10 protein-coding genes are annotated in these 13,448 nt (G+C 59.5%); all 10 read left to right on the top strand.

Going from position 1 to position 13,448, the window contains the following annotated elements; genetic code table 11:
• Positions 1-13: 13 nt before the first annotated feature.
• Positions 14-1,207 carry a pyridoxal phosphate-dependent aminotransferase gene (locus CRI94_RS02120; protein ID WP_098074002.1) on the top strand — a complete coding sequence of 398 codons (1,194 nt, stop codon included), beginning with the start codon at positions 14-16 and terminating at the stop codon, positions 1,205-1,207.
• A 72-nt stretch (positions 1,208-1,279) separates the two neighbouring features.
• A complete protein-coding gene (locus CRI94_RS02115) occupies positions 1,280-1,666 on the top strand; it encodes a hypothetical protein (RefSeq protein ID WP_098074001.1) in 387 nt (128 codons plus the stop codon).
• A gap of 61 nt (positions 1,667-1,727) precedes the next feature.
• Positions 1,728-2,864, top strand: coding sequence for a peptide chain release factor 2 (prfB, locus tag CRI94_RS02110; protein WP_098074000.1), 1,137 nt, complete (start codon positions 1,728-1,730; stop codon positions 2,862-2,864).
• 372 nt (positions 2,865-3,236) lie between these two features.
• Positions 3,237-4,826 (top strand): L-aspartate oxidase, encoded by a 1,590-nt coding sequence (gene nadB, locus CRI94_RS02105; RefSeq protein ID WP_098073999.1) that lies wholly within the window; start codon positions 3,237-3,239, stop codon positions 4,824-4,826.
• 384 nt (positions 4,827-5,210) lie between these two features.
• Positions 5,211-5,687 carry a ribosome maturation factor RimP gene (locus CRI94_RS02100; RefSeq protein WP_098073998.1) on the top strand — a complete coding sequence of 159 codons (477 nt, stop codon included), beginning with the start codon at positions 5,211-5,213 and terminating at the stop codon, positions 5,685-5,687.
• Between the two features lie 72 nt (positions 5,688-5,759).
• A complete protein-coding gene (gene nusA, locus CRI94_RS02095; RefSeq protein WP_098073997.1) occupies positions 5,760-7,640 on the top strand; it encodes a transcription termination factor NusA in 1,881 nt (626 codons plus the stop codon).
• Positions 7,641-7,711: 71 nt separating this feature from the next.
• The gene (gene infB, locus CRI94_RS02090; RefSeq protein ID WP_098073996.1) at positions 7,712-10,948 is read left to right on the top strand and encodes a translation initiation factor IF-2; all 3,237 of its coding nucleotides are present in this window, start codon (positions 7,712-7,714) and stop codon (positions 10,946-10,948) included.
• A 117-nt stretch (positions 10,949-11,065) separates the two neighbouring features.
• Positions 11,066-11,482 (top strand): 30S ribosome-binding factor RbfA, encoded by a 417-nt coding sequence (rbfA, locus tag CRI94_RS02085; protein WP_098073995.1) that lies wholly within the window; start codon positions 11,066-11,068, stop codon positions 11,480-11,482.
• Between the two features lie 59 nt (positions 11,483-11,541).
• On the top strand, positions 11,542-12,273 hold the full coding sequence (truB, locus tag CRI94_RS02080; RefSeq protein WP_245846038.1) for a tRNA pseudouridine(55) synthase TruB: 732 nt from the start codon (positions 11,542-11,544) through the stop codon (positions 12,271-12,273).
• A 94-nt stretch (positions 12,274-12,367) separates the two neighbouring features.
• Positions 12,368-13,321, top strand: coding sequence for a bifunctional riboflavin kinase/FAD synthetase (locus CRI94_RS02075; protein WP_098073994.1), 954 nt, complete (start codon positions 12,368-12,370; stop codon positions 13,319-13,321).
• The last annotated feature ends 127 nt before the right edge of the window (positions 13,322-13,448 follow it).

Raw genomic sequence — 13,448 nt, 5'->3', positions numbered from 1 at the left:
CGTTGCGACTGATATGTCACCTTCCACGACCGCCGATCTTTCGACGTACCTGTCCGAGCGGATGCGTACGACCCCGCCGAGCGGCATCCGCCGGTTCTTTGAGATTGCCGCGACGATGGACGACGTGATCTCGCTCGGGATCGGCGAGCCGGACTTCGTGTCCCCGAAGCCGGTCATCGATGCCGGCATTCGTTCGCTGGAGGAGGGGCAGACGAGCTACACGTCAAACGCCGGCCTCAAGGAGCTCCGCGAACTGATCGTTGGTGATCTCAATCGTCTCTACGGCCTGCAGTATGACGTTGACTCCGAAGTGCTCGTCACGGTCGGGTGCAGCGAGGCCATGCAACTCGCGATGCTGGCAATTCTCGATCCAGGCGATGAGATCCTGATTCCGGAGCCCTGCTTCGTGTCCTATGGCCCAACCGCTCGCTTCGCCGGGGGCAAGGTCGTGGACGTGCCGACGCGCGTCGAGACGAACTTTCAGGTGACGGCCGCGGATCTGGAGAAGAGGGTGACGGAGAACACGAAGGCCGTTTTCCTCGGGTACCCGAACAACCCGACGGGGGCCGTTCTCGAGCGCGACATGCTTGAGGAAATCGCTGAGTTCGTGATCGAGCACGATCTGATCGTCATCAGCGACGAGATTTACGATCGGCTGATCTATGGCGACATCAAGGAGAAAGGCCATGTCTCTGTCCCGTCCATCCAGGGACTGCGCGATCGCACGATCCTCCTCGGCGGCTTCTCGAAGAACTTCGCTATGACGGGATGGCGCATTGGATATGCGTGCGCGCCGGAGCCCATTCTCCGCGGCATGTACAAAGCGCACCAGTACATGGTGATGAGCGCCCCGACCGTCGGGCAGGTGGGAGCCGTCGCCGCCATGAAAGAGTGCCAGGACGACGTGGAGATGATGCGTCAGTCCTATGATGAGCGTCGCCGCACGATCGTTGATGGATTGAATACGATCGGTCTACCGACGTTTGAGCCGAAAGGCGCGTTCTACGCCTTCCCCGACATCACGTCGACTGGCCTGTCTTCGGAGGAGTTTGCGGAAAACCTCCTGCATGAGCAGGGCGTTGCCTGTGTCCCGGGGGACGCCTTTGGCCCCAGCGGTGCAGGATATGTCCGCTGCTCCTACGCGACCTCGCTCGAGCAAATCGAGGAAGCTCTGGAACGCATGGAGCGCTTCGTCAAGTCGCTCTAACGCATCCGAGGCTGGCCTCGCTCGGTGGCCGTACCGTTTCTCGCATTCCGAACCGACACGACCCTGCGCCTCATGCAGCTAACTCGAAACGTTGCCCTCGCCGCGGCTTTGAGCGCAGTTCTTCATCTCGCCCTTGGGTGGGAGTGGACGCTGGTGCCGGCGGTTCTCGTCGGCGTGTTGTCGGCAGGTCGGGGCTGGCTGGCTGGACTCCTGACCGTCCTGTTGCCCTGGGCTGGCATTCTGGCGTGGTCGTACAGCGTCGCACCCGGATCTACACCCATTCTACTGGACGTTCTCGGTGGGTTGATTGGCGGAAACACCCCCGGTGCAGCCGTCGTTGCGCTTACGCTCCTATTTGGTGCGCTACTCGGGTTTGCGGGAGGCGCTGTCGGAGGCCAGTTGCGGGGGTTGTTTGGGATTGAATCAGCGCCTGAGCGACGGCACCCCGCCAGCGCCTGAGTCCACCCCGTTCCCTGTATGCGTCTCTTTTCGCAGAACCACGCCGCGACGCGGCAACCGAATGAAGAAGTATTCTGATTCCGACATCGAGCAACTCCTCCAGCGCGTGGACGATCTGCGCGGCTACCTGGACATTGATGGGCGCCGCGATACGATCGAAGAGCTCAACCACGAGCGCGTCGAGCCGGGCTTCTGGGACAACCCCGAACACGCCCAGGAGGTCGAAAAACGTATTGCACGGGAGAAGCGCTGGGTTCAAGCGTGGGAAGACCTGAAGGAGCAGGCGGAAGACATCGAAACGCTGCAACTGCTCGCCTCGGAGGAAGGAGAGAACCTCAGCGACGAAATCATCGCTGAGGCGGAGTCCCTGGAAGCGACTCTTGAGCAGATGGAGATGAAGAGCCTGCTCGACGACCCAGATGACGTGCGGGACGCGATCCTCACGGTCAACCCGGGCGCCGGCGGAACGGAGAGTCAGGATTGGGCCGAGATGCTCCTGCGTATGTACATGCGCTGGGCGGAAAAAGAGGGCTACAAGGTCACGATGCTCGAGTACCAGCAGGGCGAAGGGGCGGGCATCAAAAGCGCGTCGCTCTCCATCGAAGGCGATTACGCCTACGGCTACCTCAAGGGCGAATCCGGTGTTCACCGCCTCGTTCGAATCTCGCCGTTCGATTCAGAGAGCCGTCGTCACACGTCATTTGCCAGCGTATTCGCTTATCCGGAGATCGACGATACGATCGAGGTCGATCTAAGCAGTGGTGAGATGGAGTTTCAGACGTTTCGGTCGGGCGGAAAAGGAGGCCAGAACGTTAACAAGGTGGCAACGGGTGTCCGTCTGATCTGGGATGGAGAGCTTTCGAACGGGGAGGAAGTCACCGTCACGGCCGAGTGTACCGAGGAGCGGAGTCAGCTTCAGAACCGTAACCGCGCGGAGACGATGCTGAAAAGCCGGATCTACCAGAAGGAGCGGGAGATTCAGGAGCGCGAGAAGGAGAAGATGGAGAGCCAGAAGAAAAGCATCGAGTGGGGAAGCCAGATTCGCTCGTACGTCCTGCACCCGTACACGATGGTCAACGACCACCGAACGGAGACAAAGATCACCGATGCGGAGGGCGTGCTCGACGGAGACCTTGAGCCGTTCATCCAGGCTTATCTCACAGCCGGAAAGAAAGACCGTGATACATCACCGGTGTAAACGGCATTGTGAAGGTGTGAGAACCTGTTTGGCGGACAGCCTTCGGCGATCCAAGGGTACGGACCTCCCGCTGGTCGGTCCTCGCTATGCACGCATTACTGGGGTCGGTTGATCTCACGCACCGTGTCTACTGTGTAATCGCGAGAAGGTCACCGTCAGGCCTTATCATCGGCATGGGCAACTGTCCTTGCGTTTCGAGATTCATCCGCCAAACAGGTTGTGAATGTGTTGAAGTGTGGATGTGGGAAGCATTCCGAGGTGGTGACTACCTGCGTCAATGCGGCCTGCACGGCAACGTGTCAACGTACAACGCTTTAACACACAGCGAGTCAATCACTTCGAATTTCGATTTCCGCACTTCGCGTTTAGAACATGGACGTCTACGACTTTCTTGTCATTGGCACCGGCGTCGCCGGTCTGAGTTATGCCCGTCGCGTTGCAGAGCACGGCTCGGTGGCGCTCGTGACGAAAGACGTGGTGCACGAAGCGAACACCACGTACGCACAGGGCGGGATTGCCGCCGTGATGGACGAGGAGGACACCCCGGAGAGTCATATCGAGGATACGCTCATTGCGGGCGCGGGGCTGTGCGATCCAGACGTGGTCGAGTTTGTCGTGACGGAGGGTCCGGAACGTGTGCGAGCGTTGATCGAACTCGGCGCCTCGTTCACGACGGCCAACGGAAACGGGGAATTGCATCTCGGGAGGGAGGGAGGCCACTCCGCGAACCGTATCGTTCACGCGGCCGACACGACGGGGTATGAGGTCGAGCATGCACTACTCGATCACGTCATGAGCCATCGCAACATCGACGTGATGGAGCATCATTTCGCCGTCGATCTGATCACGGAGCACCACCTCGGGCAGCACGTCACGCGGCTCCGTCCCGATGTGCATTGCTTTGGTGCCTACGTTTACGACGAGGCGGCTGATACGGTGAAAACCATTCTCGCCAACGTCACGATGCTGGCGGCGGGCGGCTCCGGTCAGGTCTACCGCCATACCACCAATCCGGACGTCGCAACCGGGGACGGCGTGGCGATGGCGTCCCGTGCGAAGGCGAGGGTGTCGAACATGGAGTTCGTACAGTTCCATCCCACCTCACTGTACCATCCGGACGCCGATAGTTTTCTGATTTCCGAAGCGGTACGCGGCGAGGGAGGCCGTCTCTTCAATCAGGCGGGCCAACGGTTCATGCTTGAGTACGACGAACGAGCCGAACTGGCGCCCCGGGACATCGTCGCTCGGGCCATCGACGATCAAATGAAGCAGCGCGGCGATGAATACGTGCTTCTGGATATTTCGCATCGACCGGCATCTGAGATTCAGGAGCACTTTCCGCACATCTATAAGACGTGTGCGTCGTTCGGTATCGACATGACGTCCGATCCGATCCCGGTTGTCCCGGCTGCACATTATCAGTGTGGCGGCGTTCAGACCGATCACGTGGGGCGCACCAGCATCAACGGTCTTTTTGCGAGCGGCGAGGTGGCATGCACGGGACTTCACGGGGCCAACCGTCTGGCTAGCAATTCGCTGCTGGAGGGGCTCGTGTTCAGTGAACGGGCCGTTGCTCCGTCGGTGGAGTACGCTAATGATCACCAGCCAGCGGATGGCGTGCCGGAGTGGGATGCCAGCGGTACGCGTCCACCGGACGAACATGTTCTCATTACCCACAACCGGGATGAGCTCCAGCGCGTGATGAGCAACTACGTTGGCATCGTGAGAAGCGAGCTTCGGCTTGACCGCGCGCATCGGCGGACGCGCCTTTTACACGAGGAGACGGAGCAATTCTATCAGGAGTCGCGCGTGTCGCGTCCGCTCTGTGAACTACGCAACATGATTACCGTGAGCTACCTCATCATCGAGTGCGCGAAGCAGCGGCGGGAGAGTCGTGGCCTGCACTATATTCTCGATTATCCGGAGCCCTCGGACGCAGAACGTCGCCCCACATTTGTGTAGATTTCGCGATCAAAAGGTGGGCAGAGATGTAGCTGTCCGAGGGTGATCTTTTATTCACACGAACCGCGAGAAGGGGGTAGCGCCCCGCTCGTCTGGGATAAACGACTGTTCGGGTACACCGGGCGATCGAAGAGCCTTTCCCTCCGTCCAATCTTCGTACACGAGAACCGTTAGGGACGGCCGTTAGAGAAACATCCACCCAGGGGGTGCGTTTCGACATTCCAAACGGGCAAGCAGGACGCTGGCCACGGGTCAGATACCTGCTGATCATCCGCGCGACGGTCGCCACCCAGGAATGATTGCGGCCGTTCGCGATGATATCGTGAGACGCTCGCCCCACGTGTTGGGGTCGAGCGTTTTTTGCAGAATACAACGGTTTTCTCCATGCCAGCAACCGAAAAACTTAGTCTGACCGAGCAGATTCGACAGCTCGCGGAGGAAGTCATTGCCGGAACCGGTTACTTCCTCGTTGACGTTGAGGTGCGTGGTCACAAGGGCACACGCGTTGTCGAGGTGTATGTGGACGCCACCACCGACCTCGGGCTGGATGATCTTGCCGTCGTGAGCCGCGAACTCGGTTTTTTGCTGGATGTAGAAGATGTGGTGGACGGGAGCTACAAGCTGGAGGTGTCCACCCCCGGTATCAAGCGACCGATCACGATGCCGCAGCAATTTGTAAAGAACGTTGGTCGCACGTTGCGCGTACGATATCAATTGGAAGAGGAGAACGACGAACAGAACGTCGTCGCTGACCTTGCAGAAGCTGATGATGACGGCATTGAGTTGGAGATGCCCGACGGCGAACGGCGACGCGTACCGTATGACGCGATCAATCAGGCTCGGATCGAGCTACCCTGGTAAGGCCGATCCCATCCTGTACCGACGGGCGCTGCCGCGCGTCCGACACCAACACTCGAATCGACGACACCCATTATGCGAAGTGCAGACCTCGTTTCTTCGTTCGGGGAAATTGCCCGTGCGAAGGACATCGACCGCGAAACCCTCCAGATCATCGTCGAAGACGTGATTCGTGCGATGATTGATAAGCGGTATGGGTCCGATGAGGCGTTTGAGATCATCTTTAACCCGAATCAGGGCGACATCCAGATCCTCCACATCCAGGAAATCGTGGAGGACTATAACCTCGTCGATCCCGTTACGCAAATCGAGGAGCGGCATGCGAAGCAACTTGATGAGGACTTTGAGGAGGGCGACGAGGTTGCAAGCGAGCTTGATATTAGTGATTTCGGGCGTCGCGCCGTGCTAACGGCCCGGCAGACGTTCCGGCAGCGCATTCGCGACATTGAGAAGGAGAAGATTTACGACGAGTACTCCGATCTCATCGGCGAAATTATCGTCGGCGAGATTTACCAGGTTCGCCGCCACGAGGCGCTCCTCATGCACGACGGTGTGGAAGTCGTTCTTCCGCGCAACGAGCAGATCCCCGGCGATCACTATCGCAAGGGGAATATGCTTCGTACGGTCGTGAAAGAGGTGCGTCGTGACGCGGGCTCCGACCCGCAGGTTGTCGTAAGCCGAACCTCACCGGTGTTCATGGAGCGCCTCTTCGAGATCGAGGTGCCAGAAGTTTACGACGGTATTGTCGAGATTAAAAAGATTGCTCGCATCCCTGGCGACCGCGCCAAAGTGGCTGTCGTAAGCCACGATGAGCGTGTAGACCCCGTCGGTGCCTGCGTTGGCGTCAAGGGCGTCCGGATCCACGCTGTGGTGCGGGAGCTGTCCAACGAGAATATCGACGTCATGGAGTGGTCGGAGAATCCGAGCCAGATGGTGGCACGGGCGCTCTCGCCGGCGAATCCGGTCAGCGTGAAGCTGAACGACGATGCTGATCCTCCTCGTGCTCGAGTTGAGGTCGCGGCTGACGAGGTCAGCCAGGCCATTGGACGTCGCGGAGTGAACATCAAGCTGGCGTCTCAGCTCACCGGTTACGAAATCGATGTCTACCGCGAAATCCCCTCCGATGAGGAGGACATCGACATCGAAGAGTTCGGCGACGAGCTCGAACAAGAGACGATCGAGAAGCTTAAACATATTGGCTGCGACACCGGAAAAGCGGTGCTTGAGCTTTCCGCTGATGCCCTCGGGCGCCGTGCGGATCTGGACCGTGATACGGCCCAGCGCGTTCTCGACATCATTAGCGCCGAGTTCGAGAAAGGGCCGGGCATTGTCGAGACGATCGAGCGTGGCGATTTCACGATCGAGAGCCTCGAGGACGAGGATATCGGATCGGACGAGCGAGAGCCGCGCAGCGAGGAAGACCTGGTTGACGCACCGGAGTCCGCGGCAGAAGAGTCGTCCGGTGGCCCAGCCGATCGCCCCCCAGAGGACTTCGCAGCAGAAGAACTTGCAGCAGACATGCCGACGGAGGAGGATGCCCCGGCAGAAGACGTCGGTGGCCCCGTTGCTGACTTCGGCCCGGACGGGCCCGAAGCAGCGGAGGACGCCGCCGTCCCAGAAGAACGAACAGAAATGAGTGCCGAGTCCCCCGAGGCGGACGCCGTCTCGGAGGAAGCGATTGCAGAGGAAACGGATGAGCCGGAGCCTACGGCCACTGCGCCAGGCCCCGATCCGGAAACCCTCAGCGACGAATCGGTACCACCAACAGACGAGATCGACCCTACTGACTCAAAAGACCCCCAATCCCCCGATCTAGCCGACGACGAAGTATCCGACGACGAAGCAGAAGAAGCGGGAGCCGCACCGAAGATGGATGCGGAGGAGGATTCTTTGACTGACACCCCGGACGAAACCGTTGCGGGTGCTGTCGAAGAAGAGCCTGAAGCAAAGGAGTAAGCCCGCGCCGACCGACCTGGGATCGCTCCCATTGCGTCCCGCAGGCTTGTTGAGCAACAGAAAACGACTACATGGCGACGACTGAACAGAAAAAGTTTAAGAAGAAGAAGCTATTCAAGGTAGCGCGAGAGCTGAACGTCTCGACCGATCGCGTGGTCGAGTTCCTCGAGGAAGAGGGGTTCAGCGACGCGCTGTCGGGGAATGGGTTCAATGCGTCTATCGTCGACGAAGAGGCGTACCTTGTGCTGAGGCAGGAATATGCCGATGACGCCGAGGCCGCCGAACGTGTGCGTGAGCTCCGAGAGGACAAAGCGTCGGACGAAGACGAGGTGGCGCGCGACGAGGTGGCTACGCTCGATGGCGACGAATCGGACGAAGCAACGGATGTTGCTGAGGCGTCCGAGGAGGCCGAAGAGGAAGTAGTTGCCGAGGCGGCTGCTGAGTCCGAGGCGTCTTCTGAGCCCGAAGCGGAAGCTGAGGCCGATACGACGGCGGAGGCGAGTGCGGCGGAGGAAGTAGACGAAGCACCTGCTGCTGAGGAAGATGTTGAATCTGAGGCGCTCGCCGAGACGGCCGACGAAGCCGTGGACGCGCAGCCCGAAGAGGAACCGGCCGCGGCTGATGCGGCATCCGAACCTGAAGCGGAGGCGACGAAAGAACCGCAAGAAGAGGCGAAAGCCGAGCCGGTCGCGGAAGCTGAGGACGAACCGGTCGCGGAAGCTGAAGCCCCGGAGGAGCAGCCGGTCGAAGCGGAAGCGGACGTGGATGCTGTCGATGAGTCGGATGCAGAGGCGGAAGCCACTGCAGATGTCGAAGCCGCTGAGCCGGAGGCAACGGCCGAGGCCGAGGCGGACGAATCGGTAGATGACCCCGAGGCTGAGGCAGAAGTTGAGGCTGAGGTAGAAGTCGAGGCGGAGGCAGCGACTGACGATACTGACGGACAGGCCGAAGCCAGCGAGGACGTTTCCGCTGAAGCCGCTGAAGCCGAAGCCGAAGAAGCAGAAGCGTCTGCAGAGAGCGATGACGCGGATGCAACGGCCTCTGAAGAAGATGAGATTGACCCGAACGCGGCTCCAACGACCGATACGGCGGCGGAGGCTCGTGCGGAAATAGCAGATGCCGATGCTGAAGACGTGGAATCCGTCGAAGCGAAGGAGGGGGCGGAGAACAAGTCCGAAACCCTAAAGGCGGACCGTTATCGTCTCTCTGGTACGCAGGTGGTCGGCAAAGTCGACCTCACGCAAATCCAGAGCCGTAAGCGCAAGCGGAAGCGGAAGAAGAAGTCCAAAGACGACAGCGACTCGAAGAAGAAACAGCAGAGTCGGAAGGACCGCAATAAGAAGCGTCAGAAGAAGAAAAAGAAGAAGCGGAAGAAGCGCAGCCGCAATCGTGGTGTCGACGAGGAAGACGTCGAGCAGACGATTCAGGAGACGCTGCAGGAGTTGGAGCAGGGCGCCAGCCGTGCCCGCCAGCGCCGCCGTCGCCGCCGTCGTCAGCGTCACGAAGAAGAGCGGGAAGAGCGTCGTCGCCGGAAGAAGGAGCAGGAAGGCATTCTGCGCCTGACCGAGTTTGTAACGACGGGTGAGCTCGCAAACCTGATGGGTGAGCCTGTCGGTGATGTGATCTCGACGCTTTTCGATGCCGGTATGATGGTGTCAATCAACCAGCGTCTCGACCGTGAGACGATTGAGTTCGTCGCGGCCGAGTACGAGCTGGAGGTCGAGTTCATCGATGAGTTCGGTGACCAGGCCATCGCCATTGAGGATGATGATCCGGAAGACCTCGAGCCACGTGCACCGGTCGTGACCGTCATGGGTCACGTCGATCACGGTAAGACGTCGCTTCTTGATTATATTCGTAGCGCGAACGTCGTTGCAGGCGAGGAAGGTGGCATCACGCAGCATATTGGTGCTCACCGCGTGCGACTGCCCGATCACGAAGACGAGGCGATTACCTTCCTCGATACCCCGGGTCACGAGGCGTTTACCGCCATGCGTGCCCGTGGTGCGAAGGCCACGGACATTGTGGTTCTCGTTGTGGCTGCCGACGACTCGGTGATGCCGCAGACGATCGAGGCCATCAACCACGCCCAGGCCGCGGATGTACCCATCGTGGTCGCTATCAACAAGATGGATAAGCGCGAAGCGGATCCGCAGAAGGTCATGGCGGAGCTTGCTGAGCACAACGTCCTTGTTGAGGAGTACGGCGGTACGGTTCAGGTTGCGAAAGTCTCCGCTGAAACCGGCGAAGGCATTGACGACCTGCTGGACAAGATTATCCTGCAGTCGGAGATCATGGAGGTGACGGCGAACCCGGACCGCGATGCGTCGGGTGTCATCATCGAAAGTCGCCTGGAGAAAGGGCGAGGAAACGTGATCACGGTGCTGGTTCAGCGCGGTACACTTGAAGTTGGTGACCCGTTTGTCGCGGGTATCTACAGCGGATCGGTTCGTGCCATGTTCGATGAGCGCGACAACCGTGTTAGCGAAGCCGGACCTTCAACTCCGGTCTTGGTTCTCGGTTGTGACGGGTCCCCCGAAGTGGGTGACCAGTTTGTGGCTCTCGAAGACGAGTCCGAAGCGCGTGAGATCGCGAATGAGCGTCAGCGCATTCACCGGGAGCAGGAGCTGCGCCGCAAGAGTCAGGTTTCGCTCGACCAGATCTCCCGTCGCATGGCGGAGGGCGAGTTCCACGAACTCAACCTCATCGTCAAAGCGGACGTGGGTGGCTCGGTAGAGGCCCTATCGGACGCGCTCCTCAAGCTGAAGACCGACGAAGTGGCTGTCCGCATCATCCACAGCGGTGTGGGTGCCATTACGGAGTCCGACGTCATGCTTGCACGTGCCTCCGATGCCGTTATTCTCGGCTTTCAGGTTCGACCGACACGCGGCGCCCGACAGGCGGCCGAGCAGGAAGAGGTCGATATCCGGACATACTCGATCATTTACGACGCGATCGAGGATGTACATGCGGCTCTCGAAGGTCTCCTCTCGCCCGAAGAGCGCGAAGAGATCAAGGGGCACGCCGAAGTCCGAGACATCTTCAAGGTGCCGAACGTGGGAACCGTCGGCGGTTCGTATGTTACGGACGGCACGATCTCACGCAACCACAGGATTCGCGTCGTTCGCGAAGGTGTGGTCACCTACGAAGGACGTATCGGATCGCTCAAGCGCTTCAAGGAAGACGTCAAGGAAGTGAAGAGCGGCTTCGAGTGCGGGATCTCTGTCGAGAACTTCAACGACATCAAAGTCGGCGACGAGCTTGAAAGCTACGTCGTGGTCGAAGAGAAGCGCACGCTGGAAGTGTAGATCAGTTGTACACGGATACACGGGCGCGTTGCTCTCTGGGGCAGCGCGCCCGTTTCCGTACTCCCTGATCCGGCCGACTGCCTTCTCTCGATCTCTTTCACCGAATCCAAGATACCTATGAGTATTCGCACCGAACGCGTCGCTGAACTCGTTCAGCGGGAAGTGGCGCGCATACTGCAGCGGGACTATGCCGACCAGCTGCAGCCGATGGTTACCATCACGAATGCTCGCGTCACGGGCGATCTGTCGACCGCCTATCTCTATGCCAGCGTGCTCGGGGATACTAGCGCCAAACGTGAGGCTGCATTCAAACAACTGAAGGCACTGACTCCGGAGATCCGCGAGAAACTTGCGTCTCGGATTCGGCATCAGCTTCGCACGATGCCGGAGATCGAGTTTTTCCTCGACGAGTCGCTGCAGAAGGCGAAGAAGATGGATAACTTGTTCGATCGAATCCGCGAGGAGCGCGAGCGGCGGGAGGCGCGAGATGAGCCTGTCGACGCGCCTGCGCCGGAAGACGATGCCGATGCCTGACGGCACTCGGTTTCCACGATACCACCTGATTTCGTCTATTCACGTCTCGCCACGACTCTGTGCCGCCGGCATCTGCTCATCGTTCCATCGATCCCGATCTGGTTTTTGTCCCACCGAATCTGCCGGAGGACATAGCCGCTGGTGCTGTACTACCGATCGATAAACCCGCGAACAGCACGTCGTTTGATATCGTGCGCGAGGTCCGCAGCCTCGCCGACCTCAAAAAGGTAGGGCATGCAGGTACGCTGGATCCGCTGGCCACAGGGCTCTTGATCGTGCTTGTGGCAAGGCCGGCCACGCGGCTCCAAGATGCGTTCATGTATCTGCGGAAGACGTATACGGGAACGATGCGGCTTGGTGAGACGACCCCGTCTCACGATTCGGAGACGGCGGTGACGGAGTCCGTCGACACGTCGCATCTGAGCGAAGCGGAGATTCGCGATGCACTTGAGGCGTTCGTTGGCGAGATTGAGCAGGTCCCGCCAATGTATTCCGCGGTCAAGATAGGTGGAGAAAAGCTTTACAAGAAAGCCCGTCGGGGTGAGCAGGTCGAACGTCCCCCGCGTCCGGTAACCATTTACGACGCGTGCATTACCGATATCCGAGGCTCGGAGGTTGATTTTAAGATCGACTGTTCGAAGGGCACGTACGTTCGGAGCCTGGCGCGGGATGTCGGCGCCGAACTTGGCGTCGGCGCGCATTTGACGGCACTCAGGCGTACAGCAATCGGTGATTACCGGGTTGAGGATGCCTGGAGCCTTGATCAGCTTCGAGACGCATTCGGCATGTAGCATCCGATTGTGCGGCGTTACATGGCACTGATGTATCGCTCTCAAGAGCGCGAACCCTACTACTCCACGTCCATACGGCTACCTCCCTGCGCGCATGAAGCGTGAAATTGGCTGGGACAACATCTCCCGAGACGATTCATCCGTTTTAACCGTCGGCACGTTCGATGGCGTGCATCGCGGTCATCAGGCGATCATTAGTTATCTGAAGCAGCGGGCGGAAGAGCGCGGCGGGACGGCAACCGTCGTCTCGTTCGACCCGCATCCGCGGTCCGTCGTCCATGGCCGAGAGGTGGATTTGCTGAGTACGGTGGAAGAGCGGGGTGACCTTCTGGAGCATTTCGGCGTGGATCGCTTCGTCGTCGTGCCGTTTACGAAGGCATTCGCGCATCTCCCGCCGGTCGAGTACGTGGAAGAGATTCTCGTGCAACGAATCGGCCTGTGTGAGATCACCGTCGGCTATGATCATGCCTTCGGTCGGAATCGGGAGGGCGATGTCGACCTGCTCCGCGAGTTAGGGAAAACGCATGACTTCGAGGTCGATGTTATTCCCGCGCAACAGATCGGCTCAGACGTCGTATCGTCGAGTCGGGTGCGGTCGTTGCTGCGAGGCGGCGAGGTATCCAGTGCAGCGGAGCTACTCGGCCGCCCGTACGACATGCGGGGGACCGTCGAGGAGGGAGCAAAGCGCGGTCGGACCATCGGGTATCCTACAGCGAATATCGACGTGTCGGACGCCAGGAAGCTCGTTCCGAAGATCGGCGTTTACGCGGTCCGCGTGCACCGACCGTCTGCCGGCGAGACGCACGCGGGCATGATGAATATCGGGCGTCGGCCGACGTTTGATGGAATGGACGTCACCGCAGAAGTGCACATTTTTGATTTCGAGGCAGATCTTTACGGAGAGACGATCCGCGTTGAATTCTTGCGAAGACTTCGTAATGAGCAAAAATTCGAATCTGCGGATGAGCTCGCCACGCAACTTTCGAGGGATGAAGAACATTGCAGACAAGTCATTGAGACAGGGAATTTCCCCGATCCGGTTGTTTAGTTCCACAAGCCAGTATTACGTGGAGAACGGCGGTGTGAAACGCCCCATCTCGCCCGCGCAAGTCACCTCATAGAGGGGTGCCGCGGATTCTTCTTTAGCATGATAACATCTAAAGAGGTACACCTAG

The organism is Longibacter salinarum (genome assembly GCF_002554795.1).
Lineage (GTDB): Bacteria > Bacteroidota > Rhodothermia > Rhodothermales > Salinibacteraceae > Longibacter > Longibacter salinarum.
This window is presented reverse-complemented; position numbering and strand designations above follow the sequence as displayed.

What these genes read in the sequence shown, in the direction of transcription:
- CRI94_RS02120 (WP_098074002.1), top strand. Translation starts at nt 14, where the DNA reads ATGTCACCTTCCACGACCGCCGATCTTTCGACGTACCTGTCCGAGCGG.
- CRI94_RS02115 (WP_098074001.1), top strand. Translation starts at nt 1,280, where the DNA reads ATGCAGCTAACTCGAAACGTTGCCCTCGCCGCGGCTTTGAGCGCAGTT.
- prfB (WP_098074000.1), top strand. Translation starts at nt 1,728, where the DNA reads ATGAAGAAGTATTCTGATTCCGACATCGAGCAACTCCTCCAGCGCGTG.
- nadB (WP_098073999.1), top strand. Translation starts at nt 3,237, where the DNA reads ATGGACGTCTACGACTTTCTTGTCATTGGCACCGGCGTCGCCGGTCTG.
- CRI94_RS02100 (WP_098073998.1), top strand. Translation starts at nt 5,211, where the DNA reads ATGCCAGCAACCGAAAAACTTAGTCTGACCGAGCAGATTCGACAGCTC.
- nusA (WP_098073997.1), top strand. Translation starts at nt 5,760, where the DNA reads ATGCGAAGTGCAGACCTCGTTTCTTCGTTCGGGGAAATTGCCCGTGCG.
- infB (WP_098073996.1), top strand. Translation starts at nt 7,712, where the DNA reads ATGGCGACGACTGAACAGAAAAAGTTTAAGAAGAAGAAGCTATTCAAG.
- rbfA (WP_098073995.1), top strand. Translation starts at nt 11,066, where the DNA reads ATGAGTATTCGCACCGAACGCGTCGCTGAACTCGTTCAGCGGGAAGTG.
- CRI94_RS02075 (WP_098073994.1), top strand. Translation starts at nt 12,368, where the DNA reads ATGAAGCGTGAAATTGGCTGGGACAACATCTCCCGAGACGATTCATCC.